Below are 24,158 nucleotides of genomic sequence, written 5' to 3' on the forward strand. Positions count from 1 at the left end.
AATTTAAAGCCTTGCTGCTGAGTTGCTTGAGTTGTTATCGGTGAAATAATTGATTCCGTTCATCTGTAAATGTGTGTTGGTATTGAAGTCGGTTGTGAGGAATTTTCTGTTTGGCTGATTTTTGAAAAGGAATTTCAAATGATTGATAAAAAACTTAAACAAATAAATTTTCCCCATTTTTCTAAGGTAAAAAATATGAAATTAAAAAAAATCGCCATCGCTGCGAGCGCCAGTTGTTTTGTTTTGTTGGGATACGCTCAACAAGCGAAACAAGGCGAATCTGTCAACTCGCAAGAGGTCGAGCAACTGAGCAAAGACCTTCAAGCCTTGCTCACGTTCACCAATACGCCACCGGCATCGTTGAACAAATTCATTGGTGCTCCAGGTACGACTTTTGGAACGCCATCGGCCTATGGTGCATCTCGGGGTCAGGGTTTTGTCGGTGTTTCCGGCATTTACGATTTCGATGGCAAAGGCATGGTTGACGGTAATGGCCGAGTAGACGGCTCCGTGGCTGCAGGTGTCGGGTTTGGTGACCCCGTCAAAGCGGTGGGTGTGGAACTCATGGGCTCGCTCACAAGCGTTAACCCAAGGGATGGCACTTTTGGCGACAGCGGCCAAATAGGTGTCAAGGTGCACCGCTTATTAGACGCAGCCTCGGGGCTGTCGATCGCGGTGGCCAGCACAGATGTCGCTCGCTGGGGAACTGCCAAATTAAGTCTTAGGAGCACCTATGTGGCCATGACCGGTAATTTGCCGATCAAACTCATTGGCAATTACCCGGTCTCGGCCACACTGGGGGCGGGCAATGGCAACTACCGTCCTTTCAGTGCCGTGCAAACGGGTCAAGACAAGGTGGGCGCGTTTGCGAGCATTGGCACCCAACTGACCGAAAGAACCTCTTTGAGTTTGAGCCACTTGGCGGGCCGTACCAACTTGGGTGTGGGCATCACGCCATTTGATGCGCCCATCTCTGTCATGGTGGGTCTGACGGACATTGATGGCCGCAGTGCGGCCGGTCGACAGTTGAACGTCAACGTTGGTTACGCTTTTAAATTCTGATTCAGTATTCGCCGGAGAATTTTCATGAAATTCAAGTCATTTCCTTTGCTGCCTGCTTTGTGCGCAGCTTTTATTGCCATTTCAGCCCATGCTGGAACCAAGCCCGCCACGATGGGGGGGAGCGCTAGCATGGTGGGTAACATTTTTGTGCCTGTCAGCATCAATCAAAACGTGATACCCGTCGTGAGCACGGGCACCAATGCCGTCACGCTTGCGCCTGTTGTGATCAATGCGGTGGCACCCTCGCAAGGTACTTATGCGGTTATTTCGCCAGCCGCAGTCCAGACGCTAGGGGTGATGTTCGGCCTGACCCCACCCGGCCCGAATTCTGCTGCCGCGGTCAATAACTTTGCGTCGAACATGACCAACATCATGCCGGCGCTCAATTCCGTTAACGTCAATCTTGGCTCCGGCAGCGCGCCAGTCAATCTGGGGCAATCCATCCAGGCTAGCTTATCGGTGCCCAGTTTGACCAGCGTCTTGAGTGCACTGCAGTTGACCATCATTGCGATTCAACAAAATCCTGGCAATCCTGCAGTCGTTCAGCTCGCTCGGCAGTTGATTGGAACTTACAAGTTGGTATCCAATTGATTTTTTAATAAGTACTAAAAAATACAATCAATTGATCAGCTGCTAAAGCGGCTGGTTTTCTCGACAGTTTTTGTGTGCACGTGATGGACAAGTTCAAAACACCGAGCTCGGACAATGTTCGATACCGAACAAAGAAAACAGGCCGAGCGGAGTCGGCCCGCTCGCGCAGCAGCAGGCGACGCAAGGACACCAAGTTGGACGCAGCCCGTTTGATCGAACTTTTGCGCAGGCACAGCACCTTGACCCTGATGGTCTGCGTGGTGATCATCAGCCTGTTGACGGGCTACGTCGCGATAGAACTCGGCGCTTGACCCTGTGCCGACACTTTCTTGCTGTGTTCGGTAAAGAACATAATCAATGGGCTCTGACCTGCCATTTCTCTAAAGCCAAGCATTGAAAAACACCCGGCTCAAACGACTTGTTTTTTGGACAGCAGCTTGTGTGATCGCTGTGTTGGCTTTGATGCCAGCTCAGCACCTGCAGATGCCACTGTTGGATTGGTGGGACAAGGCTCAGCACGCCTTGGCATTTGCGGTGCTGATGCTTTTAGGGGTGATGGCATATCCGTTTGCACCTGTTCGCGTGGCGCTGAGCTTGTTGGTTTTTGGGGTGGCCATTGAGTTGCTTCAGGACCTTTCTGGCTGGCGCAATGGCGATTGGCACGATGTTCTGGCCGATGCTGCCGGTCTGTTTGTGATGTGGGCGCTTGTGGGTTTGCATCATGAATATCGAGGCGAAGTCGCTTCGAGTTCACCCGATCGCCTTTGAGTTTTTTAAGCCAAAGTGTTGAACATTCGGCAGATGAAACGATTGCTTGCAACTTAAGTGTGGCGTATCACATGAACGAGCCGCAGGGCAGGGTAAATTCAAGAGAGTTCACAAAGGAGTAACTACCATCATGAAAAATGCACACATGACATCCATGGGTATCGCAGCTTGTGCCGTTGCTGTGTTGTTGGCCGGTTGCGCCACTGCAAGCTCTGAGCAAAAAGGAGCGGGTACAGGCGCTTTGATTGGCGCTGTGGCAGGGCAGGTGCTTGGGCACGATGCCCGATCTTCGGCCATTGGTGCCGGTTTAGGTGCGCTGGGCGGCTACATCTGGTCCAAGAACATGGAAGACAAAAAGCGCGCCATGGAGCAGGCTACTGCAGGCACAGGCACCGTGGTCACGCAAACAGCCGATAACCAGCTCAAGTTGAGCATTCCGAATGACATTTCATTTGCCACCGGGCGTCATGACATTCAGCCTCGCCTGATGCCCATTCTGGACCAGTTTGCGCAAGGCTTGAACCAGCAGCCGTCGATGGAGGTGCGCATTGTGGGGCACACCGACAACACGGGCAGCGATGCCATCAACAACCCTTTGTCGGTCAACCGTGCACAAAGCGCGCGTGACTATCTGGCGGGGCGTGGGGTGAGTGTGAACCGCATGGCCATCGATGGTCGTGGCTCGCGTGAGCCGATTGCCGACAACAGCAGCGAAGCCGGCCGTGCGCGCAACCGCCGCATTGACATTTTCTTGGCTGAACGCGCTACTGGCCGTTAAGCCCTCGCGTTGACAGATCCAAGGCGTGCCCGCGCAAGCGGGCACGCCTTCTTTTTGGGCGATGAGCGATGAGTTGTTTTGTAGGAGCCCACCCCGTGGGCGATGAGCTATTTTGTAGGAGCCCACCCCGTGGGCGATGAGCGATGAGCGTTGGGCATGACACACGCCCTGCAAGGCATCGCCCACGGGGTGGGCTCCTACGACAACAAAAAACGCATGACGATTCGTTGGCATTTACGAGAAAAGCTCTGAGTGAGTCCCGCTACGCACAAACACCACAAAGCCAGCTTTACCCGAATCATCAAGTCTGTAGATCAGTAGGAAATCACCGCCTACATGGCACTCACGATGGCCTAGCCAATCGCCCGTCAAGGGATGGTCTAACCACTCGGGGGGTAGCGGCCCATTGTTAGCAACCAGAAGCAACATGGCCTCTTTCAGTCCATTCATGTCGTACCGACCTGAATGAGAAAGACGCTGCCAATCCTTCTGAAATTCTCTGGTGTAGTCCGAAGCCCGAGGCAGGCTTGTCCGCTTACTTGAGGCTGGCTTTTTCGAGGTCATTCAACAGCGCGTCAGCAGTTGCAAAACGAGCTTGGCGGCTCTGAACTATCTGATCAGCCTCAGCGATGGCCGCACGACTGGTTTCATTAGGAGCTTTGAGCGCGAATGGCAGTTCTTTGTCCGCAACGATACGAGTCAGGAACACGCGAACAGCATCTGAAACAGTCAGCCCCATAGAGCTAAGCGTCTCAGCAGCTTGAGCTTTGATTTTTTCGTCCACCCGAACGTGGACCATTGTGGTGGTAGCAGCCATGATTGCCTCCTGAGACAGTGTATTGAGATACATTGTAACTCAATGCGCTGGTTTGACTAGAGCGCGGCCATCATCCATCCTAAGCGCCAAACCATTCCCAAGAAATTCGATATTTTTTGCCAATATTTACGAACTTCTCACAAACAGACCAAGACTCAGAGGTAGATTTTTTGCAGCAGTTCCAGCAAGGTCTTGCGCTGCGCAGGGGTCAGGCGTGTTGTTTTTTCGATTTCCAGGTCCGAAGCGGTTTGCTCGGCTTGTTCCATCAGGGCATGCCCCTTGGGGGTGGCATGCAGGCCCACGGCACGGCCATCGTGCGGGTGCGGTTTGCGTTCGATCAAGCCGCGAGACTCCAGCGACTGGATCAGCCCCACCAAGTTGGGGGGCAGCAAATTCAGGGCCGCGCACAACTGGCGTGAAGTCACGCCAGGGTTGTGGTGGATGGTGGTCATCACCGAAAAGTCCACGGGCTTGAGGCCATAAGGGGCCAGGCGCTCCAGAAACAATTCGATGATGCTCAGCGCCGCACGCCGGGCGTTGTAGCCCATCAGCGATTGCAGGTAGGAGGTGTCCACTTTGTCCACCGCCGCCACATCGCTGCCAGCGGCGGGTTGGGCTACAGCCGATGCACGCGATGCTTTGGCCGCTGGTGTTTTGGCCGCGCTGGCGCGCACCTTGGCCGCTGGCGCGGCCTTGGGGCCAGCGCTCAAAGTTTTTGAGCGTGAGCGCTGTGTCTCGCTCATGCCGCTGCCGCTGCTGCTGTGCACTGCTGCACGATGATGAAGGTGCGCATCTGGAACTCCGGCAGCACCCAGCTGCGCAGCGCTTTGGCCGGGGCCCGCCAGCGTGCATCGGCGTTGGGGGTGTCGGCATCCACACCCGCTTCGATGCGCAGCCAGGCCCAGTCCATCAGCACCAGCGCCACGGCGCGCAAATAATCGTCGGCCACGCGGAAGGCCAGCGCCGCGTCTTGCGGCGCGGTCTTTACGATCTGCTCGGTCACGGCGCGCAGGGTCTCGATGCGGGCTGCGGCTGCCGTGCTGGCTTGGGCACCTTGCGGCAAGTCGGCCACGATCGTGTCCAGCAGTGCGTTCATGCCGGTGCCGCCATCGGCCAGCACTTTGCGCACCAAGAGGTCAATCGCCTGGATCTCGTTGGTGCCTTCGTAAATCATGGCCACACGGGCGTCGCGCACGATCTGCTCGATGCCCCATTCGCGCACATAGCCATGGCCGCCAAACACCTGCAGGCAGTCGCTGCCGCCATGGAAGGCTTGGTGGGTGAACACCGACTTCATGACGGGCGTGACCAGCGCGCACCAGCACTGAGCAGCCGCTTGGGTGTCTGCGTCCTGGCTGTGCTTGATCAGGTCCAGCTCCAGCGCGGTGCGGTAGGCCAGCACGCGACCGGCATCGACCCAAGCACGCTGCGTGTCCAAGATGCGGCGCATGGCGGGATGCTCGCCAATCAAATCCGCTTCGCCAGCGCTCTTGCCTTTGCCGGGCGCACGCATCTGGCGGCGCTCTTGCGCATACGCATCGGCCTTTTGCCAAGCGGCATCCAGCAGGCCAATGCCTTGCAGGGCCACATGCAGGCGGGCGGCGTTCATCATCACGAACATCGCGCCCAAGCCCTTGCCGGGCTCGCCCACTATGGAAGAGACCGCTTCGTCAAAGCGCATCACGCAAGTGGGGCTGCCGTGCAGGCCCATCTTTTCCTCGATGCGGTCGCAGTGCACGCGGCTGCGCGAGCCGTCGGGGTAAAACTTGGGGACCAAAAACAGCGACAGGCCTTTGGGGCCGGGCGGCGCGTCGGGCAGGCGGGCCAGCACCAGGTGCACGATGTTGTCGCTCAGGTCGTGCTCACCACCCGAGATGAAAATTTTGGTGCCGCTCACGGCGTAGGTGCCATCGGCCAAGGGCACGGCCTTGGTGCGGGCCAGGCCCAGGTCAGAGCCCGCATGGGGCTCGGTCAGGCACATGGTGGCCAGCCATTCGCCGGTCGCTACTTTCTCCAGGTACAGCGCTTTGAGCTCGTCGCTGGCGTGGTGCTTGATGCACTCGTAAGCGCCGTGCAGCAGGCCGGGCGCCATGGTCCAGCCGTGGTTGGCGGCAGACAGCATTTCGTACAGCATGGCTTCGAGCACGCTGGGCAGGCCTTGACCACCGTCTTGGGTGCTGGAGGCCAGCGCGGGCCAGCCCGATTGCCAGAAGGACCGGTAAGCCGCTTTGAAGCCCGGCGGCATGGTGACCGCGCCGCCCGCCCATTGCGCACCGATCTCGTCGCCATCGCGGTTGAGCGGGGCGATGACTTCGCCCACAAACTTGCCTGCTTCATCGAGCACTTGCTGCATCAGGTCAGCGTCCACCTCGGCAAAGGCGGGCAGGGCTTGCAGTTGGGCGGGTGCGTTCAAAACGCGTGACAACACAAACTGCATGTCGTCGGTGCGGGGTTGGTAAGCGTTCATAAGGCGTTTCAGGTTGAGCGTTGTGATGGATACAGCCCCTTGAAGTCTTGAGAAACAGACAAGGGATGGATTTTTTTGTAGGAGCCCGCCCCTGTGGGCGATGGGCGTGGCACACGCCCTGCAAACCATCGCCCACAGGGTGGGCTCCTACTTTAGGAACAAGTAAGGCATGGATTTTTGTAGGAACCTACCCCGTTGGCGATGGTCTTTAGGAACAAGTAAGGCATGGATTTTTGTAGGAACCTACCCCTGTGGGCGATGGCCTTTAGGAACAAGTAAGGCATGGATTTTTGTAGGAGCCCACCCCTGTGGGCGATGGTCTTTAGGAACAAGTACGGCATGGATTTTTTGTAGGAGCCCACCCCTGTGGGCGATGGTTTGCACGGTGATGATGTGGAGGCCGTGTTCCAGGCCCATCGCCCACAGGGTGGGCTCCTACCCCAAGACATGCACGATGCCCTTCGTTCAACCTTTCTTAGCAGCACCCAAGTAGGTGTCGATCACACGCGGGTCATTGGCCAGGTCGGCGGCTTTGCCGTGCAGGCCAATCTCGCCCATCTCCAGCACATAGCCGTCGTCGGCCACGGCCAGCGCGGCGCGGGCGTTTTGCTCGACCAGCACGATGGTCACGCCGGTTTGGCGCAGGGTCTCGATGATCGAAAAGATTTCTTTGACGATCAGCGGGGCCAGGCCCAAGCTGGGCTCGTCCAGCATCAACAGCGAAGGGCGCGACATCAGCGAGCGGCCCACCGCCAACATTTGGCGTTCACCGCCCGAGAGCGTGCCGGCTTCTTGCAGACGGCGTTCTTTCAGGCGCGGGAACAGGTCGAACACATCGTCCAAGCGGCTGCGCCACTGCGCGTTGCCCAGGCGCATCTGGCGGTAGCCGCCCAGCACCAGGTTGTCTTCCACGCTCATGGTGCCAAACAGCTCGCGTTTTTCGGGCACCAGCGAGATGCCTTGCATCACGCGCTCTTCGAGCGTCAGCTCGGTGATCGACTGGCCCTCGAATTCGATCTGGCCCTTGGCGGGCAGGATGCCCATCAGGCTGTTCAAGAAGGTGGACTTGCCCGCACCGTTGGGGCCGATCACGGTGATCACGCTGCCCTTGTTGGCTTGCAGGCTCAGGCCGTGCAGCACTTCGGCTTTGCCGTAGCCCGCACGCAGGTCGGTGACTTTGAGAAGAGGGGTCGCCATGTCAGTGTTCCGTTCCAAGGTAAGCCGCACGCACGGCAGGGCTGGCCTGAATTTCAGCGGGGGTGCCTTGGGTCAGCAGCGTGCCGAACTCCATCACCACCAAGTGGTCGCACACGTCCATCACCAGGTCCATGTCGTGCTCGACCAGCAAGATGCTCATGCCCTCAGTTTGCAGCTGGCGCAGCACGGCGGCCAGGGCTTCCTTTTCCTTGTGGCGCAAACCGGCGGCGGGCTCGTCCAGCAGCAGCAGCGCAGGATCGCAGCACAGCGCCCGGGCGATTTCCATCAGGCGTTGCGGGCCCATGGCCAGGTTGCCGGCCTGCTCGTGCAGGTAAGCGCCCATGCCGATGCGTTCGAGCTGGCGCTGGGCTTCTTTCATCAGGCTTTGTTCTTCGGCCTGGTTGGTGCGCAGCATGGACGCGACCACGCCACTGCGGCCACGGGTGTAAGCGCCCATGGCCACGTTTTCGAGCACGGTCATGTCGGGGATCATCTTCACGTGCTGGAAGGTGCGGGCCATGCCCTGACGCGAGATGTCGCGTGAAGGCAGGGCGCTGATGTCGCTGCCACGGAACAAGACCTGCCCGCTGGTTTTGGACAACACGCCGGTGATCAGGTTGAAGGTGGTGGACTTGCCTGCACCGTTGGGTCCGATCAGGCCCACGATCTGGCCCGCCGCGATGTTGAAGCTGATGTCGTTGACGGCGGTCAGGCCACCGAACTGTTTGCGGATCTTGTCCACTTGCAGCACCACATCGCCTTGCGCTGGCTTGCTGCGTGCAGGCAGGTCGGGCGCGTTGTGCCAATCCACCTTGCGCGGCGGGCTGGGCATTTTGCGGGCGACGATCGACCACAGGCCATCGGGCAGGTACTTGAGCACCAGCACCAGCGCGATGCCGAAGACGATGACTTCGTAGCTGCCGCTGGTGCCGATCAGGGCAGGCAGCAGCACTTGCAACTGGTCGTCCAACAACTTGATGAGCCCCGCGCCTACGATGGCGCCCCAAACATAACCCACACCACCGACCACGGTCATGAACAGGTACTCAATGCCCATCTTCAGGCCAAAGGCCGAGGGGTTGACGGTGCGCTGGAAGTGCGCGAGCAACCAGCCCGCCACCGATGCGAACAGGGCGGCGATGACGAAAATCGTGACCTTGTAGCGGAAAGTGCTGATGCCCATGGCTTCGGCCATTTGCGTGCCGCCCTTGAGCGAGCGGATCGCCCGGCCAGGTCGCGAGTCCAGCAGGTTGAGCAGCGCAATCGCCCCGGCCAGCAAAATGGCCCAGGTCAGCACAAAAAACAGGCGGCCCTGGCCGATGTCAACGCCACCAATGGACAAGCTTTTCAGGCCCAGCAGGCCGTCGTATTTGCCCAATGCATCCAGGTTGCCCATGAGGTAGTACAGCGCCAGGCCCCAGGCAATCGTGGCCAGCGGCAGGTAGTGACCCGACATGCGCAGCGTGATCAGTCCCACGACCAGCGCACTGACGGCGGTGAAGCCCAAGCCCACAAACAAGGTCAGCCAGGGCGACATGCCGGTGTTGAGTGTGAGCCAGGCGGTGGTGTAGGCGCCGATGCCCACAAAGGCCGCTTGGCCAAACGAGGTGAGGCCACCCACGCCGGTCAGCAGCACCAGACCCAGACACACCAAGGCATACAGCCCGATGTAGTTGAGCTGTGCGATCCAGAAATCAGGCAATGGCAGCACGGCCACCAGCGGGACGGCGGCGATCAGCAGCCACAAAGCGATGTTTTGTTTTTTCAGCATGTCAGTGGTCCTCGTCCGAATGGCCGCTGCGCAGCGAGCGCACGAGAAGAATGGGCAGCACCAGCGTGAACACGATCACCTCTTTGAATGCACTGGCCCAGAAAGAGCCGAAAGACTCGACCACGCCGACGAACAGGGCGCCCAGCAAAGCGCCAGGGTAGCTCGACAGACCCGCGATCACGGCGGCCACAAAACCTTTGAGACCGATCAGGAAACCCGAGTCGTAAAACACGGTGGTGGTGGGGCCGATCAGCAGACCCGACAAAGCCCCGATGAAGGCCGCCAGCAAGAAGGTCAGTTGCCCCGAGGTGTGGCTGGAGATGCCCATCAGGCGGGCCCCCGTGCGGTTGACGGCGGTGGCGCGCAGGGCTTTGCCGCGCAGCGACTTTTCAAAGTACAGCCACATGAGCACGATCAGGGCCAGTGACACCACGAAGATGATCACAGTCTGGCCCGACAGCGCCAATGGGCCGACGGTGAAACGTTCGTCCCAAAACGGCGGGTTGCGAAAGCCTTCGGCGCCAAAGAACAGCAGGCCCAGACCCGTCATGGCGAAGTGCACACCGACCGACACGATCAACAGCACCAGCGGGGTGGCCGCTTCGAGCGACTGATAAGCCACGCGGTACACCAGCGGGCCAAATGCTGTGACGATGGCCACGCTGAGTGCGGCTTGCACGCCCAGCGGAAATTGTTGGGGCGCAGCCCAGATGGACAGCACGGAAATGAGGGCTGGGAAGGCCAAGGTCTTGAGTGCGGACTGTGCGGCACGCAGGGCATGACCATGGTGACGCCAGCGCTCAAACAGCTCCATCAGCGCCGCGACCACGGCCAAAATCAGCAGCAGCCAGACGGTGCCGGGCGTTTTGCCGGTTTGCAGCATGGCCAAGGTGAGGGCACCGTAGGCCACAAATTCACCTTGCGGAATGAAGATGACCCGCGTGACGGTGAACACCAGCACGGTGGCCAGCCCAAGCAGGGCATAGACAGCGCCATTGGTGAACCCGTCCAGCAGCAAAATGCTGGCGATCGAGAAGTCCATGGGAAACCTTGAAGAGAAAAACGGGGGAGCCCTTTGGCTTGGTGCACATGCCCACTTGAGGGCGATGTCTGGCATCTTTCGCCAGTCAGGCGGGGCCTGCAACAAGCCACATTCGCCCGCAGGGGCGGGCTCCTACAAGTGCGCCCCTGCGGGTGATGGCAAGGTCTTATTCGACCTTGAACTTGCCGTCGGCCACTTTCATGACCACACCGGTTTCCATGGTGTAGCCCCAGTGGTCAGTGGCGGTCCAGTTCATCACGCCGTGCGCGAACACGGTGCGGCCCATGGTTTCCAGCGAGTCGCGCAGTGCGGTGCGGAATTCAGGCGTGCCGGGCTTGGCTTTTTTCAGCGCCATGGGCACAGCTTTTTCCAGTGCGATCTGGGCGTCATAAGCGTGGCCCGAGAACTGGTTGTGTGTGCCCGCGCCGTAGGCTTTGTCGTACTTGGCCACGAAGTCCAGCGCCACCTTCTTGGAAGGGTGGCTGTCGGGCAACTGGTCAGGCACGATGACGGGACCGGCGGCCACAAAAGTGCCCTCGACGGTCTTGCCGCCCACGCGCATCAGGTCCATGGTGGCTGCGGCGTGTGTCTGGTAAATCTTGCCTTTGTAACCACGCTCGGCCAGGCCCAGCTGGGGCATGGCAGCGCCAGAGCCCGAAGCCACGACCAGCACCGCATCAGGGTTGGCGGCGTTGATCTTCAGGGCTTGTGGGGTCACGCTGGTGTCGGTGCGGGCAAAGCGCTCGGTGGCGACGATCTTGATGCCTGCCTTGTCGAGCAAAGGCGTGACTTCTTTGAGCCACTGCTCGCCATAAGCGTCGGTGTAGCCCAAGAAGCCCAGGGTCTTGATGCCCTGCTTTTTCATGTGCTCCACCATGGCGTGGCCAATGACCGTGTTGGACTGGGGCAGACGGAACATCCACTTGTCTTTGCCTGCTGGCACACCCACAGGTGAACCAGCCAATTGCACGGTGCCGGCTTCAGCGGCGATGTCGGTCATGGCGGCAGCCACGGCGGTGATGCACGAGCCGATGATCAGGTCGACCTTGTCCTCGGTCACAAAGCGGCGGGCGTTGGCCGCGCCTTTGCCGGGATCGGTGCCGTCGTCCAGCACGATCAGCTGGACTTTTTCACCGCCAATGGTTTGCGGGAAGAGCTTGAACTGGTTTTGCATGGGGATGCCCAGGCCGGAGCCAGGGCCGGTCAAGGCCAGGCTCACGCCGATCTTGATGTCGGCCAGCGCAGCGGTGCTGGACACGGCAGTGATGGCCAAAGCCAGCAGGGTTTTCTTGAGTTTCATGCTTGTCTCCTCGGAGGGTGGGTTGGAAAACGCAGGTTAGGGGATAACGGAAAAGTTGACAGCGGCAAGGCCCTGATCAGCTGCACAAGGCCTTGATGTCTTCAGGCACAGGGATCGCTTTGATGCGGTCCGGATCTTCGGGGTGCTTGATGCAAAAGGCGCGCACTTCGGTGCCTTCGCACAGCACGGTGTCGCCCCGCATGACCACATGCTTGTGGACGATGACCTTCTCGCGCCACTCCTGCACGCTGGTGTGCACTTGGATGGTTTCGCCATAGGTGGCGGGGCGGATGAATTTGGTGTTGATTTCCAAGAGCGGCGTGCCGATGATGCCGCGCGTCTTGACCAGCTCGCGCCAGGGCGGCACGCCGCACTTGACGAAAAAATTCAAGGACGAGGCGTCCATCCACTTGGAGAAGTTGGGGAAGAAAACGATGCCTGCGGGATCGCAGTCACCGAACATCACTTGCACTTCGTAAACAACGGTTTTGCTCATGTTTGTTCTCTCAGCGTGGGGCCATGCGCAGCGCGCCGTCCAGACGAATGGTTTCGCCGTTCAGGTGGTCGTTGCTGACGATGTGGCAGGCCAGCTCGGCGAACTCGCTGGGTTTGCCCAGACGTGCGGGGAAGGGAATGCTGGCGGCCAGCGACTGCTGGATGGGCTCGGGCAAGGTTTCCATCAGCGGGGTCTTGAACAAGCCGGGGGCGATGGTGCACACACGGATGCCGTGTTGCGCCAGATCGCGCGCCATGGGCAGCGTCATGCCGGCCACACCGGCTTTGGATGCGCTGTAGGCTTGCTGGCCGACTTGACCATCAAAGGCCGCGACCGAGGCGGTGAAGACCATCACGCCACGTGCACCGTCTTCCATGGGGTCGAGCTTGGCACAGGCGGCTGCAAACAAACGCGCGGCGTTGTAGGTGCCGATCAGGTTCACGTTGATCACCTTGGCGAAGTCTTCCAGCGGCGCGGCGTTACCGTCTTTGCCGACCACGCGCTTGGCCGAGCCGATGCCGGCGATCTGCATCAGGATGCGGGCGGGGCCGTGGGCAGCGGCGGCGGTCTCGATGGCATGCTGCATGCTGTCGGGGTCGCTCACATTGCACTTGACGGCCACGGCGCAGCCGTTTCCAAATTGCGCGCCGATGTCTTTGGCCACGCGTTCGGCGTTGTCCATATTGAGGTCGAGCACCGCGACCTTGGCGCCCAAACGGGCCAATTCGCGGGCCGTGGCCTCGCCCAAACCGGAGCCACCGCCGGTGACCAGTGCTGCTTGTCCTTGGATGTTCATGTCAGTTCCTTTTCGTGTGTCGTGTTTTGTAGGAGCCCACCCCCGTGGGCGATGGTATTAGACGGCGTGTACCACGCCCATCGCCCACAGGGTGGGCTCCTACAAAGGGTTCAAATGTGTTTGATCAGTGCGAGTCTGCTGTTGTTGTTGTAGGAGCCCACCCCGTGGGCGATGGCATTTGAGGGCGTGTACCACGCCCATCGCCCACAGGGTGGGCTCCTACAAAGGGTTCAAATGTGTTGGATCAGTGCGAATTTGCTGTTGTTGTTGTAGGAGCCCACCCCGTGGGCGATGGCATTTGAGGGCGTGTACCACGCCCATCGCCCACAGGGTGGGCTCCTACAAAGGGTTCAAATGTGTTGGATCAGTGCGAATTTGCTGTTGTTGTTGTAGGAGCCCACCCCCGTGGGCGATGGTATTAGACGGCGTGTGCCACGCCCATCGCCCACAGGGTGGGCTCCTACAGAGGGTTCAAATGTGTTGGATCAGTGCGAATCTGCTGTTGTTGTTGTAGGAGCCCACCCCGTGGGCGATGGTATTCGAGGGCGTGTACCACGCCCATCACCCACAGGGTGGGCTCCTACAAGGGGTCATATGGCTTCGGGGTTTTCGATCAGCAGCGCAATGCCTTGCCCACCGCCCACGCAGGCACTGGAGATGCCGTAGCGCAAACCGCTGCGTTTCAGTTCACGCGCCAGCGTGATGGTCAAGCGCACGCCGGTGGCGGCCAGGGGGTGGCCCAAGGCGATCGCGCCGCCGTTGACGTTGAGCTTGGACAAATCCAGGCCGAGCTCGCGGCCCACGGCCAGGGTTTGAGCGCCTTGGGCTTCGTTGATTTCGAAGCGGCCAATGTCGGACAGCTTGAGGCCTGTGCGCTCCAGCAGCAAGCGAATGGCGGGTGCGGGGCCAATGCCCATGATCTCGGGTGGTACGCCCACAGCCGCTGCCGCGACCACGCGGGCCAGCGGCTTTTTGCCTTGCGCTTTGGCGTAAGCACCGGACGTGACCACACAGGCCGCAGCAGCATCGACCAGGGCCGAGCTGTTGCCGCCGGTCTGCACGCCGCCTTCGTAAACAGATTTGAGCTTGGCCAGCACTTCGGGCGGCGAGATGCGGGGGTGCGTGTCGGTGGCCACTTCGGTGACCTTGCCTTGCAGCTTGATGCCACGGGCTTTGTAGCCTTCGAGTTCAAATTTTTCGGTGACCACGGGCACGATTTCACCGGCATGAAAACCGGCGGCTTGTGCGGCCACGGCCTTGGCAAACGAGTCGGACGCGAACTGGTCCACCTCTTCGCGGGTGATGTTGTACTTTTTGGCCAAGTTCTCGGCCGTCTGGATCATGTTGATGCCTGCGGCCGGATCTTTCAGCGCTTCCCACATGTAGTCTTTGAAGCCCACGGGTGCACCCAGCTTGAAACCGGTGCGGTGGTCAAAGGCGGCAATCGGGTTGCGCGTCATGCTCTCGGTGCCCACCACCAGTGCGGCGTCGCAAACGCCCGCTTCGATCTGCTCGCCCGCTTGGCGGAACAGTTCAAAGCCGGTGCCGCAAATGCGCTGGGTCATGATGGCGGGCACTTCTTGCGGCACGCCGGCATACAAACCAATGTGGCGGGGCAAGAAGAATTGGTCAAAGTCGCCAGGGGCCATGTTGCCGGTGATGACCGAGCCAATCTCGGTGGGGGCAATGCCTGCACGCTTCAAAGCTTCGCGTGCCGCCTTGATGCCCAAGTCTGTGGGCGAGATGTGGCCGAGAGCGCCGCAATAGTCCACCATGGGCGTGCGCACGCCTTCGTGCATCCACACATCGGCAAACGCGTTGAAAAATCCTTTGGAAGCCATAGTTGTCTTTCTGTTTTTGTAGGAGCCCACCCCGTGGGCGATGGCTTGCTGTGTATCCGGCGGCGAATCGCCCACAGGGGTGGGCTCCTACAGGGGTGTCATTGTGGTGTTTTGGTTTTTTGTAGGAGCCCACCCCGTGGGCGATGTATCCGGCGGCGAATCGCCCACAGGGGTGGGCTCCTACAAGGGGTTCATTGGGGTTTCACGATGTAGTGCAGCGTGCCTTCGTGCAGCGCCGCCACGGTGTCGGCGCGGTGGGTGAGCACCGAGCGTTGGTTGATCGAGCCCTTGTCGGTGATCTCGCCCTTGTCAATCGTCGGCGGCTCGCTCAGCAAGCACAGGCGGGCAATGCGGTTGGCGCTGCCGGTGCCGGTTTTGGCCAACGCGTTGACGATCTCCTGAAACTTGGCCAGCACCGGGGCTGAGGCGAGCACTTCGGACAAAGGCACATCAACGCCCAGACCGCTCAAAGCGCGCACAGCAGGCGTCGGGAAAATCATGGCCCCGACTTCTTTCATGTTGATGCCCGTCAGCACCGCGTCTTGAATGTAGGGCGCTCCGGCCGCGATGATCTTGCCGCGCAGCGGGCCCACACTCACGAAGGTGCCGGTGGCCAGTTTGAAGTCTTCGGCAATGCGGCCGTCAAACTTCAGGCCCAAATGCACATCGGTCTCGTCGATCCACTTGACCGCGTCGCCCGTCTTGAAGAAGCCTTCTTCGTCAAAGGCACCAGCGGTTTCTTCCGGGTTGCGCCAGTAGCCCGGCGTGATGTTGGGGCCACGGTACCGCACTTCGGTCTTGCCTTGCATGTCCACCAGCTTGAGTTCCAAGCCGGGGGTGGGCACGCCCAGGTCGCCCGCTTGCACAAAGGGGTTGGTCACGAAGATGCCGAACGGCCCGGACTCGGTCATGCCGAGACCCGTGCCCATGACGATGCGTTCTCCAACTTCGCGTTCTTGCGATTCGTACAGGCTGTCCCAAATCGGCTGGGCCAAGGCGGCACCGGCATAAAAGAACATCTGCACGCGTGACAGCAAGGTCTTGCGCAGTTGATCGTCGGTTTTCATCGCGTGGGCGATCGCTTCAAAGCCGGTGGGCACGTTGAAGTAGACCGTGGGCGCGATCTCGCGCAGGTTGCGCAAGGTCTCGCCAATCAGTGCGGGGGTGGGCTTGCCGTCGTCAATGTAGAGCGTGCCGCCGTGGTAGATCGTCATGCCCACGTTGTGGTTGCCACCGAAGGTGTGGTTCCACGGCAGCCAGTCGACCAGCACCAATTCTTTTTCGGCCAGCACCGGCATGGACTGCGCCATTTGCTGCTGGTTGGCGCACCACAGGCGCTGGGTGTTGATGACGGCTTTGGGCAACTTGGTCGAGCCGCTGGTGAACAAAAACTTGACGATGGTGTCGGGGCCGGTGGCAGCAATGGCGGCGTCCACGGCTGGCGTGGCGGTGGTGGCGCACAGGCTCTCGAACGTTGTGACTTGCCGGCCTTCCACAGCGCCATCACACATCACCACTTCCATGTCCTCACTCACCGTGGCGGCAATGGCTTTGGCGTAGCGCGCGTCGGTGGCGAACACCATGCCAGGCGTGACGGTTTTGAGCACATGCTTGAGCTTGTCGTAGTCGACGCTGACCAGCGAGTAGGGTGGCGAGGTGGGCACAAAGGGCACGCCTGCGACCATGGCCCCCAAGGCCAGCAGGGCGTGTTCCAGGCTGTTCTCGCTCAAGATGACCACGGGACGCTCGGCGTTCAGACCCCGGTCGATCAGGCCTTGCGCAATGCTGCGTGCGGTCTGCCAGGCTTGTGCGTAGCTGATGTGTTTCCAGTCGCCAGTGCTGCCGTCGGCTTGCTTGACACGGCGTGCCATGAACGTGTGGTCTGGCTGGGTTTCAGCCCAGTGTTGCAGGCGGTCGGTCATGCGCTCGGCAAAGGGCTGCAGTTCCTGATCGGCTTTGAGGTAGTGGGTGCCAGGTGCACCATCGCGCAGCGTGACGCGGGTCACGCCGAACTTCAGGGGGCGGAATTGGGGGGCGTTCATGCTTGTCTCCGTTGTTCTTCTTTGAGTGTTGACTCAGCTCTTTTGCACTTTGGCCGCCTTGCCTTCGAGGAAAGCACGCACACGGGCTTTGGCCTCAGGCGCGGCCTGGGCAATCGAGGCCATCAGCGCTTCGGTGAACAGGCCGTGGTCTGCAGGCTGTTCGGCAATGCGGGGCAGGGCGTGGGTCAGGGCGAAGTTGGTCAGGGGCGCATTGGTGGCAATGCGGGCGGCCAGCTCAATGGCCTTGGTCAAAGCCGTGCCGGTGGGCACCAGGTATTGCGCAAAGCCCACGCGTTCGCCGTCTTGCGCGTTGTACACGCGGCCCGTGAGCATCATGTCGGTCATGCGGGCTGCGCCAATCAGTTTGGGCACACGCACCGAGCCGCCGCCGCCCACAAAGATGCCGCGTGTGCCTTCGGGCAGGGCGTAAAAAGTGCTCTCATCGGCTACGCGGATGTGTGAGGCACTGGCCAGCTCCAGGCCACCACCGACCACCGCGCCGTGCAGGGCTGCGACCACGGGCACGCGGCCTTGCTCAACGGCGTTCAGGGCCACATGCCAGCTGCGTGAGTGGTGAATGCCTTCACCGGCATCGCGCTCTTTGAGTTCGGACAGGTCCAGACCGGCGCAAAAGTGGTCGCCTTCACCGTGGATGACGGCCGCACCGGCCTCTGGGGGCAGGTTTTGGAACACATCGCGCAGGGCTTCGATCAGGCCATCGTTCAGCGCATTGCGCTTGGCCGGGCGGCACAGACGCACCACGGCCACAGCGCCTTGCATCTCCAAAACAACGCCATTGGCGGCTGCACGATCAAGGATGGGATTGCTTTGCGGGGTCATCGGTGGGTCTCTCAAATGGCTTGACCAGAAGGTCAAGAAGGTTATTATTGATAACGATATTGTGACCAGTCGGTGGTGCTTTCTTGCTTGGTGTTTTCCCTAGAGTTGCGGCTTGACACGTGACTTTTGCTTGCCTTTTGTAGGAGCCCACCCCGTGGGCGATTGCATGCATTGGCGCGATGCCCAAAATCGCCCACAGGGGTGGGCTCCTACAAACAGCCACCCAGGCCATTGCTTGTGCCGTCGTAAGAGCCCACCCTGTGGGCGATGGGTTTGTTGTAGGAGCCCACCCCGTGGGCGATGGGCTTGTTGTAGGAGCCCACCCCGTGGGCGATGGGCTGGCATTCATGGGGCGATAGGCTTGGCCTGCGCAAAGGGGGTGGTCTTGCTGGTGACCTGAGCGGCGGCAGGCATCGGCTATTGTTCGTTCATATTTGCCGACAAGGAAACCCATGAAACACCAAGACCTGATCGCCATCGACATCCACACCCACGCCGAAGTGAGCTGCTGGAACCCCTTTGACAACTACGGTGAGGAATACGACCGCGCTGCTGACAAGTTCTTTGGCAGCAACCGCCGCCCGACCATCGACGAAACCGTGGCCTACTACCGTGAGAAGAAGATCGGTTTGGTCATGTTCACCGTGGACAGCGAATCGCAGCTGGGGCGTCGGCGCATTCCCAATGAAGAGATTGCCAAGGCCGCACGCGACAACAGCGACATGATGATTGCCTTTGCGAGCATCGACCCGCACAAGGGCAAGATGGGCGCCCGCGAGGCCGAACGCCTGATCAAAGAAGAAGGCATCAAAGGTTTCAAGTTTCATCCCACGGTGCAGGGCTACCACCCTTACGACAAGATGGCCTGGCCCATTTACGACGTGATCAATGAATACAAGCTGCCCGCGATCTTTCACACCGGACACAGCGGCATTGGCTCGGGCATGCGCTGCGGTGGTGGCTTGCGACTGGCCTACAGCAACCCCATGCACCTGGACGACGTGGCGATCGACTGGCCCGACATGCAGATCGTCATGGCGCACCCCAGCTTCCCGTGGCAAGACGAGGCCCTGAGCGTGGCCACACACAAGCCCAATGTGTGGATCGACCTGTCGGGTTGGAGCCCCAAGTACTTTCCCAAGCAGTTGATCCAGTACGCCAACACCCTGCTCAAAGACCGCATCTTGTTTGGCAGCGACTACCCGCTCATCACGCCCGAGCGCTGGATGAAAGACTTTGAAGTGGCAGGCTTTCGCCCCGAGGTGATGCCAGGCATCTTGAAAGACAACGCGGTGCGTTTGCTCGGGCTCGACAAAACCGCCTGAGTTTTCAGGCGACACAGTCTTTGGCGGTGGCTTTACTGTTTTGTCAGCGCTTGGGCTCCGACAAGCGGCTGTCCCCACCGTTGTGTGGGTTAGCATCCCCTGCATGAGTTCCCAATACGAATGCCTGAAAAGCGCTGACCTTTATGCCGAGGCCTTTGGCGTCTCGGCCCCCGAAACCCTGCTGGACAAAGAAGTTTGGCCACGCAAACAAGGCTTTTTCATCCGCAAGGCACACACCGATGCACCCACTGCACCCGATGAAGCAGCACCGCCTGTGGTGCTGGAGCTGGCCCAAGGCCAGTTCGGTCTGGTGCCCACCTGGGTCAAATCGGCGTCAGACGCCAAACTGCGCTCGACCAAACTGGCCGTGACCCGCTACGAAACCATGAGCACCGCCACGCCCACGCGCGGTACATGGCTACAAGGCCAGCGCTGCATCATCCCCATGCAGGCGTTTTTTGAAGACGACTGGCGCAGCGGCAAAGCCGTGCCCACCCGCATCGCCCGCGTGGACGGCAAACCCATGGGCGTGGCTGGTTTGTGGGAGCACTGGACCAAAGACGGGGAAGAAATCACCAGCTTCACCTTGCTGACGGTCAACGCCAACAGCCACGCGCTGATGAACCGCTATGGCCAAAACGGCAACGAAAAACGCATGCCCGCCATCTTGAACGAAGGCGCTTGGTCCGCTTGGCTGAGCGCACCGATCGACAAAGCGCGTGAATTCATGCGGGCCTACCCGGCCAACTTGCTGTTGGCCAATCCGGTGCAGAAAAAATAAGACGCTTCGGCTGCCTGTTTAAAAGGCAGTCCGTGGCAGACCGCATGGTTTAAGGGTTCACGCGGATATCCCTGCAGTTGTCCACAGCTTCATTCACAGAAGCGCGTAACAACTTCTGGCCATTCGCCGTTTGACGTTTTCACAGTGACTGCCGGTAGCGCACCAGCATCTGGGCCTGGGTTTCGATCTCGATCTCTTCGCCCTCGAGGGTGCGGATCTGGTCACGCATCATCTCGGCCATGCTGGGCATTTGCGCCCGGTCGATGTGGCGCGAGGCATCCCACAAGCCCGAGCGCATGAAAGCCTTGGCGCAATGCAAATACACCGACTCCACCGACAGGCGGATCACCAGCGCGGGCGTGCGCCGCGCATCGGCACACAGGGCCAAGTCGGCCGGGTCGGTGGACAGCACAGCGCGGCCATTCACCCGCAAAGTCTCGTCAAAGCCCGGCACCATGAACAAAGCGCCCAAGCGGCCGGTGGCGATGATGTTCTCCAGCGTGTCGAGGCGGTTGTTGCCCGGCGCATCGTGCACCAGCAGCGTCTGCGTGCCGAGCACCTTGACGAAACCCGCATCGCCCCCGCGAGGCGATGCGTCCATGTGCCCATCCGCATCGCTGCTGGCCAGCACCACAAAGGGCGACAAGCCAATGAACCGCACCGCATGCGCGTCCAGCGCCGGAATTTCCTTTTTGAGCGAACGCTCACGGGCAGGGCCGTAGAGCTGGCGCAGGGCGGGGAGGGTGGTGATGTGATGGGTGGTCATGGGCGGAGTTGAATTGTTGGGCATACCCAAATTGGGTTGGTTCATGCCCATTTTGGGTATTTGGCAAGCACTGCTTCCAAAGGCGTAGCTTCAACCTTCCCGCTTCGATATGCCGCCAGACGGGACTCTGCTTCGAGTCCCCACTGGACATCGATGGAGAGTCCTTGTGTTTCTGGTGTTCGATCGTCCTGAGTGCCTCGCTCTTGAGAAACCGATGGTGGAGTGTGATCCCGGAGTTTTTTGATGTTGTGGTTCATTGCTCATTCCATGTCAGCGAAGTCCATCAGGGGAACACCAGAACGCCTTGCGGCATCGCTTACGCATGTCAGCAGTTGCCGAGTACCCGGTTTGACCAGCGGCAGGGATACGACTTTCTTCACCTGCGCCATGCCCGACGCGAACAGCGCAAGGCACGAATGCAGCGGGTGCTGGGCCGATGCATAGACGATGCCGTCCAGTTGCTGGGCACGGCACTCTTGGGCAAAGGCTTGGGTGATGGCGATCCGTTGGGCTTGAAGCACGGGGTAGGGCTCGGCCAGCGCCCGCACATCGGCCAAACGCAAACTGCCTTTGGTGGTGAACGTCACCAGCGACTTACGGGCCAATTCGTCGAGCGAGCGGCTGTGCACATCGCGCCGAAAGATCGACTCATAGAGCGCTGTGTGCTCGCTGTCGGCCAGATAGGCCGTGGGCTCGGATGGCAAACAAAAACGCCCCGATTGCAAACCGGTGGGTGCCAACAACAAGCCGTTGATGCGCACGCTGGTTTTGCGCGCACGCGTCAGCTGCACGCGGTGAAACGTCTGGCCCGGGGCCAGCTCAAGAATGGGTGGATGCAGGTCTTTGAATTTCATGGAAAGAGGCGGTCAATGCCCCTCTGCCGTGGCCAGATTGATCACGCGCTGGGCGGCTGTGCCTTGCTCCAGCGCGGTGCGGGGTGACTGGCCGTCCAGTGCCGGGTGCGGGCTTTCCAAGAAAGCCAGCAATTGCCAGCCGTCGGTCGAGGCCAAGGCCGCAGCCATGGGCGCGATGACCGGAAAGATGAACGGCTCGAACTGCCAGCGGGGCAGCTTGTAGCCCCGGCGCAGGTGCGACACGCCAATGCAGCGGCCGCTTTTGATCCAGGCGTTCATGGTCACGCGGGTGGTGCCCGACAGGGCGGCAGCTTCGTCGGTGGTGATCATGTCAGCGGCCTGAATGCGTTGCAGCCGGTACTGCGCACCAAAGCGCAGCAGCGCATTGGTTTGCGCTTCTGAGGCATAAGGGTCTTGGCCGCTGGCTTTGTCACGGGGAATTTCCGGGACGGTCGAAAGGGGGAAGGTGAGCGTGTTCATGGTGTGAAGCTTCCAGTTGCCGCCTGTTACCAAACAAAACGGGGCCAGCAAACGACATGCCGGCCCCATAATTTTAGGATGACTTGTTAATTTCGTAAAGTTGGTTCGTTGCGTAAGCCTTTGGTGTTGCCGTCATACCGCGTTACACCATCTGGATCACCAATTTTTTGCCACAAGCCTGCGCGTATTTGCGCAGTGTGGCGAACGAGGGCGAATGTTTTTCGCTGCGCAAAGACGCCTCCAGCCTGGACACGGCGGACACAGTCGTTCCCATGCGAATGGCCACTTCGGCTTGGGTCAGGCCTGCAGCTTGACGTGCTTCCAGCATGGCATGCAATGCGGTGTATTCCTCTTCCAGATCGTCAAACGCCTTTTGCACGCCAGGCTTGGCCAGCAGTGCTTTGCGAAAAGCCGCGTCATGCGGCACGGGTTTGTAGCCAGTTTCAGCCATGTTGCACATCCTTCAGTCGTTTACGGGCCAGCCTAAGCTCAGCGTCCGGGGTCTCTTGTGTCTTTTTCACGAACGAGTGCAGCACCACGATGGATCTGCCCACCTGCGTGCAGTAAAACACCCGCCCAATACCTTCTGGCCCCTTGGGGCGCAATTCAAACAGTCCGTTGCCCATCGCTTTGGAGTGGGGCATGCGAAGGTCCGCACCGTGAACGGCCATCGCATCTGTGAGGCGCACATAGTCTGCAACGATGCCAGCAGGCATGGACATCACCTCGCGCCGGACTTTGTCATTGAAGTAGGTGATGGACCAGTTCATGGGGAAAAGATGTTAGCACATTTGCTAATAAATGGACGACGCTTTGAAGCTCAAAACCCCGATCCCGGCTCTCTCAAAAACGCCAGCTCCTCGGGCGTGGACTGGCGGCCCAGGATCGCGTTGCGGTGGGGGTAGCGGCCAAAGCGCTCGTTGTGGCTTGTGTGTGCATCAGGGCGGACTCGCCGACTCTGACCGACTGGACTACTACGACCGCCTGGAGCGCGAACGCATCCATCTGCTGTTGATCGACGACGCCAAGCGTGGCCTGGCCGACATCACCGCAGGCCGCAGGTTTGAAGCAGACGCCGCGCTGGCCCAGCTGCAACGCCCGTTGGCACCATCGACGCATGAATGAACCGAAAAGCTCACGGATTGAGCCTTGGCCTTGATATGCTTGCCAGCCCTGCGGGTGATTTAAACAGCCAAACTCAACGCCCCCAATTCACCCCAAACAACAACAAGGTTTCAGCATGGCGAGCATCCACGACAAGTTCGGCGCCGACAGCAAAATCAAGCTGTTCGAGTCGCAGCACATCCGTAGCGAATGGGATGCCGAGGCTGAGAAATGGTGGTTTTCGGTGCTGGACGTGGTGGCCGTGCTGACCGACCAGCCCGACTACAAAAAGGTGCGCAACTATTGGAAGTGGCTCAAGAACAAGCTGATCGCCGAAGGCAGTCAGTTGGTTAGTGCCACTAACCAACTGAAATTGCCCGCCGCCGATGGCAAAAAATACCTGACCGATGTGGCCGACACCGAGCAAATCTTGCGGCTCATCCAGTCCATCCCCAGCAAGCGGGCCGAACCCTTCAAGCTCTGGCTGGCCGAAGTGGGCAGCCAGCGCCTGGACCAGCTGCAAGACCCGGAGCTGAGCATCGAGCAGGCCATGCGCGACTACAAGCGCCTGGGGTACACAGACAACTGGATCAACCAGCGGCTCAAGAGCATCGAGATCCGCAAGGAGCTGACCGACGAGTGGAAAAAGCACGGCTTGCAAGAAGGGCCACAGTTCGCCTTTTTGACCGACGTGATTTACAAAACCTGGGCCGACAAAACCGCCAAGGAATACAAGCAGCACAAGGGCCTGAAAAAAGAAAACCTGCGCGACAACATGACCAACAAAGAATTGATCATGAGCATGCTGGCCGAGCTGTCCACCAAGGAAATTTCAGAGGCCGTGCAGCCGCAAACGCTGGACGACCACGAAGATGTGGCCAAGCGCGGCGGCGGCGTGGCCCGGCAGGCGCGACTCAAGCTGGAGGCCGAAACGGGCAAAAAGCTGGTGAGCCCGCAAAACGCCAAGCAGCTGCGGGCCTTGGCGCAGAATCCCAGCAAAAAAGCAGGCGGCAAGGCATGAACAGGCACAAGCCCACAAT

The 24,158-nt window shown here is 59.9% G+C and carries 28 protein-coding genes and 1 pseudogene; 9 read left to right on the forward strand and 20 right to left on the reverse strand.

Annotated elements, in window-relative coordinates; translation table 11 throughout:
- The first annotated feature begins 69 nt into the window (after window positions 1-69).
- From B9Z52_RS14715 to B9Z52_RS14735, 5 genes are all read left to right on the forward strand, one after another.
- Window positions 70-1,062 carry a hypothetical protein gene (locus tag B9Z52_RS14715; RefSeq protein WP_146182868.1) on the forward strand — a complete coding sequence of 331 codons (993 nt, stop codon included), beginning with the start codon at window positions 70-72 and terminating at the stop codon, window positions 1,060-1,062.
- Window positions 1,063-1,086: 24 nt separating this feature from the next.
- Complete coding sequence (locus tag B9Z52_RS14720; RefSeq protein WP_108414612.1) at window positions 1,087-1,653, forward strand: hypothetical protein; 567 nt, start codon at window positions 1,087-1,089, stop codon at window positions 1,651-1,653.
- Between the two features lie 83 nt (window positions 1,654-1,736).
- Window positions 1,737-1,964 carry a hypothetical protein gene (locus B9Z52_RS14725; RefSeq protein WP_108414613.1) on the forward strand — a complete coding sequence of 76 codons (228 nt, stop codon included), beginning with the start codon at window positions 1,737-1,739 and terminating at the stop codon, window positions 1,962-1,964.
- A gap of 172 nt (window positions 1,965-2,136) precedes the next feature.
- Complete coding sequence (locus B9Z52_RS14730; RefSeq protein WP_255417851.1) at window positions 2,137-2,421, forward strand: VanZ family protein; 285 nt, start codon at window positions 2,137-2,139, stop codon at window positions 2,419-2,421.
- 130 nt (window positions 2,422-2,551) lie between these two features.
- Complete coding sequence (locus B9Z52_RS14735; protein WP_233251977.1) at window positions 2,552-3,199, forward strand: OmpA family protein; 648 nt, start codon at window positions 2,552-2,554, stop codon at window positions 3,197-3,199.
- 234 nt (window positions 3,200-3,433) lie between these two features.
- Here B9Z52_RS14735 and B9Z52_RS14740 read toward each other — a convergent pair whose 3' ends face one another.
- From B9Z52_RS14740 to B9Z52_RS14800, 13 genes are all read right to left on the reverse strand, one after another.
- Entirely contained in the window at window positions 3,434-3,763 is a 330-nt protein-coding gene (locus tag B9Z52_RS14740) for a type II toxin-antitoxin system YafQ family toxin (protein WP_108414614.1), read from the reverse strand.
- On the reverse strand, window positions 3,735-4,016 hold the full coding sequence (locus tag B9Z52_RS14745; RefSeq protein WP_108414652.1) for a type II toxin-antitoxin system RelB/DinJ family antitoxin: 282 nt from the start codon (window positions 4,014-4,016) through the stop codon (window positions 3,735-3,737). The genes B9Z52_RS14740 and B9Z52_RS14745 overlap by 29 nt, the downstream gene beginning before the upstream one ends.
- A 155-nt stretch (window positions 4,017-4,171) precedes the next feature.
- Window positions 4,172-4,759 carry a MarR family winged helix-turn-helix transcriptional regulator gene (locus tag B9Z52_RS14750; protein WP_369907936.1) on the reverse strand — a complete coding sequence of 196 codons (588 nt, stop codon included), beginning with the start codon at window positions 4,757-4,759 and terminating at the stop codon, window positions 4,172-4,174.
- On the reverse strand, window positions 4,756-6,483 hold the full coding sequence (locus B9Z52_RS14755; RefSeq protein ID WP_108414615.1) for an acyl-CoA dehydrogenase family protein: 1,728 nt from the start codon (window positions 6,481-6,483) through the stop codon (window positions 4,756-4,758). Before B9Z52_RS14755 ends, B9Z52_RS14750 begins: the two co-directional genes overlap by 4 nt.
- A gap of 465 nt (window positions 6,484-6,948) precedes the next feature.
- Window positions 6,949-7,680, reverse strand: a complete 732-nt coding sequence (locus tag B9Z52_RS14760) for an ABC transporter ATP-binding protein (RefSeq protein ID WP_108414616.1) — start codon at window positions 7,678-7,680, stop codon at window positions 6,949-6,951.
- A gap of 1 nt (window position 7,681) precedes the next feature.
- Window positions 7,682-9,451, reverse strand: coding sequence for an ATP-binding cassette domain-containing protein (locus B9Z52_RS14765; protein WP_108414617.1), 1,770 nt, complete (start codon window positions 9,449-9,451; stop codon window positions 7,682-7,684).
- 1 nt (window position 9,452) lies between these two features.
- Complete coding sequence (locus B9Z52_RS14770) at window positions 9,453-10,493, reverse strand: branched-chain amino acid ABC transporter permease (protein WP_108414618.1); 1,041 nt, start codon at window positions 10,491-10,493, stop codon at window positions 9,453-9,455.
- 166 nt (window positions 10,494-10,659) lie between these two features.
- The gene (locus B9Z52_RS14775; protein WP_108414619.1) at window positions 10,660-11,793 is read right to left on the reverse strand and encodes an ABC transporter substrate-binding protein; all 1,134 of its coding nucleotides are present in this window, start codon (window positions 11,791-11,793) and stop codon (window positions 10,660-10,662) included.
- Between the two features lie 76 nt (window positions 11,794-11,869).
- Entirely contained in the window at window positions 11,870-12,289 is a 420-nt protein-coding gene (locus B9Z52_RS14780) for a thioesterase family protein (protein WP_019430319.1), read from the reverse strand.
- A 10-nt stretch (window positions 12,290-12,299) separates the two neighbouring features.
- The gene (locus B9Z52_RS14785; protein ID WP_108414620.1) at window positions 12,300-13,085 is read right to left on the reverse strand and encodes an SDR family NAD(P)-dependent oxidoreductase; all 786 of its coding nucleotides are present in this window, start codon (window positions 13,083-13,085) and stop codon (window positions 12,300-12,302) included.
- A 590-nt stretch (window positions 13,086-13,675) separates the two neighbouring features.
- Window positions 13,676-14,926 carry a thiolase family protein gene (locus tag B9Z52_RS14790; protein ID WP_108414654.1) on the reverse strand — a complete coding sequence of 417 codons (1,251 nt, stop codon included), beginning with the start codon at window positions 14,924-14,926 and terminating at the stop codon, window positions 13,676-13,678.
- 191 nt (window positions 14,927-15,117) lie between these two features.
- Window positions 15,118-16,968, reverse strand: a complete 1,851-nt coding sequence (locus B9Z52_RS14795) for a feruloyl-CoA synthase (RefSeq protein WP_108414621.1) — start codon at window positions 16,966-16,968, stop codon at window positions 15,118-15,120.
- A gap of 33 nt (window positions 16,969-17,001) precedes the next feature.
- The gene (locus tag B9Z52_RS14800; RefSeq protein ID WP_108414622.1) at window positions 17,002-17,808 is read right to left on the reverse strand and encodes a crotonase/enoyl-CoA hydratase family protein; all 807 of its coding nucleotides are present in this window, start codon (window positions 17,806-17,808) and stop codon (window positions 17,002-17,004) included.
- A gap of 452 nt (window positions 17,809-18,260) precedes the next feature.
- On the opposite strand from B9Z52_RS14800, the gene B9Z52_RS14805 reads away from it, so the two are divergent.
- Together B9Z52_RS14805 and B9Z52_RS14810 are read left to right on the forward strand one after the other, a co-directional pair.
- Entirely contained in the window at window positions 18,261-19,133 is an 873-nt protein-coding gene (locus tag B9Z52_RS14805; protein WP_108414623.1) for an amidohydrolase family protein, read from the forward strand.
- A gap of 103 nt (window positions 19,134-19,236) precedes the next feature.
- Window positions 19,237-19,914: an SOS response-associated peptidase gene (locus tag B9Z52_RS14810; RefSeq protein WP_108414624.1), complete on the forward strand. Its 678-nt coding sequence runs from the start codon at window positions 19,237-19,239 to the stop codon at window positions 19,912-19,914.
- A 139-nt stretch (window positions 19,915-20,053) separates the two neighbouring features.
- Here B9Z52_RS14810 and B9Z52_RS14815 read toward each other — a convergent pair whose 3' ends face one another.
- From B9Z52_RS14815 to B9Z52_RS14845, 7 genes and pseudogenes are all read right to left on the reverse strand, one after another.
- On the reverse strand, window positions 20,054-20,680 hold the full coding sequence (locus tag B9Z52_RS14815; RefSeq protein WP_108414655.1) for a pyridoxamine 5'-phosphate oxidase family protein: 627 nt from the start codon (window positions 20,678-20,680) through the stop codon (window positions 20,054-20,056).
- 41 nt (window positions 20,681-20,721) lie between these two features.
- Complete coding sequence (locus tag B9Z52_RS14820) at window positions 20,722-20,937, reverse strand: addiction module protein (RefSeq protein ID WP_108414625.1); 216 nt, start codon at window positions 20,935-20,937, stop codon at window positions 20,722-20,724.
- Between the two features lie 3 nt (window positions 20,938-20,940).
- On the reverse strand, window positions 20,941-21,534 hold the full coding sequence (locus B9Z52_RS14825) for an RES family NAD+ phosphorylase (RefSeq protein WP_108414626.1): 594 nt from the start codon (window positions 21,532-21,534) through the stop codon (window positions 20,941-20,943).
- A gap of 12 nt (window positions 21,535-21,546) precedes the next feature.
- Window positions 21,547-22,014, reverse strand: a complete 468-nt coding sequence (locus B9Z52_RS14830) for a helix-turn-helix domain-containing protein (protein WP_108414627.1) — start codon at window positions 22,012-22,014, stop codon at window positions 21,547-21,549.
- 142 nt (window positions 22,015-22,156) lie between these two features.
- Window positions 22,157-22,465, reverse strand: coding sequence for a helix-turn-helix transcriptional regulator (locus B9Z52_RS14835; protein WP_233251978.1), 309 nt, complete (start codon window positions 22,463-22,465; stop codon window positions 22,157-22,159).
- Window positions 22,458-22,784: a type II toxin-antitoxin system RelE/ParE family toxin gene (locus B9Z52_RS14840; RefSeq protein ID WP_108414629.1), complete on the reverse strand. Its 327-nt coding sequence runs from the start codon at window positions 22,782-22,784 to the stop codon at window positions 22,458-22,460. The genes B9Z52_RS14835 and B9Z52_RS14840 overlap by 8 nt, the downstream gene beginning before the upstream one ends.
- 50 nt (window positions 22,785-22,834) lie before the next feature.
- Window positions 22,835-22,948: pseudogene (locus tag B9Z52_RS14845) on the reverse strand (DUF924 family protein); the annotation flags it as partial.
- Here B9Z52_RS14845 and B9Z52_RS14850 point away from each other — a divergent pair.
- Together B9Z52_RS14850 and B9Z52_RS14855 are read left to right on the forward strand one after the other, a co-directional pair.
- Window positions 22,942-23,139: a hypothetical protein gene (locus B9Z52_RS14850; RefSeq protein ID WP_199222114.1), complete on the forward strand. Its 198-nt coding sequence runs from the start codon at window positions 22,942-22,944 to the stop codon at window positions 23,137-23,139. The pseudogene B9Z52_RS14845 and the gene B9Z52_RS14850 sit on opposite strands and share 7 nt — an antisense overlap.
- 115 nt (window positions 23,140-23,254) lie before the next feature.
- Entirely contained in the window at window positions 23,255-24,139 is an 885-nt protein-coding gene (locus B9Z52_RS14855; RefSeq protein ID WP_108414630.1) for a BRO family protein, read from the forward strand.
- The last annotated feature ends 19 nt before the right edge of the window (window positions 24,140-24,158 follow it).

The organism is Limnohabitans sp. Jir72 (assembly GCF_003063575.1).
Taxonomy (GTDB): Bacteria; Pseudomonadota; Gammaproteobacteria; order Burkholderiales; family Burkholderiaceae_C; genus Limnohabitans_A.

What these genes read in the sequence shown, in the direction of transcription:
- B9Z52_RS14715 (WP_146182868.1), top strand. Translation starts at nt 70, where the DNA reads ATGTGTGTTGGTATTGAAGTCGGTTGTGAGGAATTTTCTGTTTGGCTG.
- B9Z52_RS14720 (WP_108414612.1), top strand. Translation starts at nt 1,087, where the DNA reads ATGAAATTCAAGTCATTTCCTTTGCTGCCTGCTTTGTGCGCAGCTTTT.
- B9Z52_RS14725 (WP_108414613.1), top strand. Translation starts at nt 1,737, where the DNA reads ATGGACAAGTTCAAAACACCGAGCTCGGACAATGTTCGATACCGAACA.
- B9Z52_RS14730 (WP_255417851.1), top strand. Translation starts at nt 2,137, where the DNA reads ATGCCACTGTTGGATTGGTGGGACAAGGCTCAGCACGCCTTGGCATTT.
- B9Z52_RS14735 (WP_233251977.1), top strand. Translation starts at nt 2,552, where the DNA reads ATGAAAAATGCACACATGACATCCATGGGTATCGCAGCTTGTGCCGTT.
- B9Z52_RS14740 (WP_108414614.1), bottom strand. Translation starts at nt 3,763, where the DNA reads ATGACCTCGAAAAAGCCAGCCTCAAGTAAGCGGACAAGCCTGCCTCGG.
- B9Z52_RS14745 (WP_108414652.1), bottom strand. Translation starts at nt 4,016, where the DNA reads ATGGCTGCTACCACCACAATGGTCCACGTTCGGGTGGACGAAAAAATC.
- B9Z52_RS14750 (WP_369907936.1), bottom strand. Translation starts at nt 4,759, where the DNA reads ATGAGCGAGACACAGCGCTCACGCTCAAAAACTTTGAGCGCTGGCCCC.
- B9Z52_RS14755 (WP_108414615.1), bottom strand. Translation starts at nt 6,483, where the DNA reads ATGAACGCTTACCAACCCCGCACCGACGACATGCAGTTTGTGTTGTCA.
- B9Z52_RS14760 (WP_108414616.1), bottom strand. Translation starts at nt 7,680, where the DNA reads ATGGCGACCCCTCTTCTCAAAGTCACCGACCTGCGTGCGGGCTACGGC.
- B9Z52_RS14765 (WP_108414617.1), bottom strand. Translation starts at nt 9,451, where the DNA reads ATGCTGAAAAAACAAAACATCGCTTTGTGGCTGCTGATCGCCGCCGTC.
- B9Z52_RS14770 (WP_108414618.1), bottom strand. Translation starts at nt 10,493, where the DNA reads ATGGACTTCTCGATCGCCAGCATTTTGCTGCTGGACGGGTTCACCAAT.
- B9Z52_RS14775 (WP_108414619.1), bottom strand. Translation starts at nt 11,793, where the DNA reads ATGAAACTCAAGAAAACCCTGCTGGCTTTGGCCATCACTGCCGTGTCC.
- B9Z52_RS14780 (WP_019430319.1), bottom strand. Translation starts at nt 12,289, where the DNA reads ATGAGCAAAACCGTTGTTTACGAAGTGCAAGTGATGTTCGGTGACTGC.
- B9Z52_RS14785 (WP_108414620.1), bottom strand. Translation starts at nt 13,085, where the DNA reads ATGAACATCCAAGGACAAGCAGCACTGGTCACCGGCGGTGGCTCCGGT.
- B9Z52_RS14790 (WP_108414654.1), bottom strand. Translation starts at nt 14,926, where the DNA reads ATGGCTTCCAAAGGATTTTTCAACGCGTTTGCCGATGTGTGGATGCAC.
- B9Z52_RS14795 (WP_108414621.1), bottom strand. Translation starts at nt 16,968, where the DNA reads ATGAACGCCCCCCAATTCCGCCCCCTGAAGTTCGGCGTGACCCGCGTC.
- B9Z52_RS14800 (WP_108414622.1), bottom strand. Translation starts at nt 17,808, where the DNA reads ATGACCCCGCAAAGCAATCCCATCCTTGATCGTGCAGCCGCCAATGGC.
- B9Z52_RS14805 (WP_108414623.1), top strand. Translation starts at nt 18,261, where the DNA reads ATGAAACACCAAGACCTGATCGCCATCGACATCCACACCCACGCCGAA.
- B9Z52_RS14810 (WP_108414624.1), top strand. Translation starts at nt 19,237, where the DNA reads ATGAGTTCCCAATACGAATGCCTGAAAAGCGCTGACCTTTATGCCGAG.
- B9Z52_RS14815 (WP_108414655.1), bottom strand. Translation starts at nt 20,680, where the DNA reads ATGACCACCCATCACATCACCACCCTCCCCGCCCTGCGCCAGCTCTAC.
- B9Z52_RS14820 (WP_108414625.1), bottom strand. Translation starts at nt 20,937, where the DNA reads ATGAACCACAACATCAAAAAACTCCGGGATCACACTCCACCATCGGTT.
- B9Z52_RS14825 (WP_108414626.1), bottom strand. Translation starts at nt 21,534, where the DNA reads ATGAAATTCAAAGACCTGCATCCACCCATTCTTGAGCTGGCCCCGGGC.
- B9Z52_RS14830 (WP_108414627.1), bottom strand. Translation starts at nt 22,014, where the DNA reads ATGAACACGCTCACCTTCCCCCTTTCGACCGTCCCGGAAATTCCCCGT.
- B9Z52_RS14835 (WP_233251978.1), bottom strand. Translation starts at nt 22,465, where the DNA reads ATGGCTGAAACTGGCTACAAACCCGTGCCGCATGACGCGGCTTTTCGC.
- B9Z52_RS14840 (WP_108414629.1), bottom strand. Translation starts at nt 22,784, where the DNA reads ATGAACTGGTCCATCACCTACTTCAATGACAAAGTCCGGCGCGAGGTG.
- B9Z52_RS14855 (WP_108414630.1), top strand. Translation starts at nt 23,255, where the DNA reads ATGGCGAGCATCCACGACAAGTTCGGCGCCGACAGCAAAATCAAGCTG.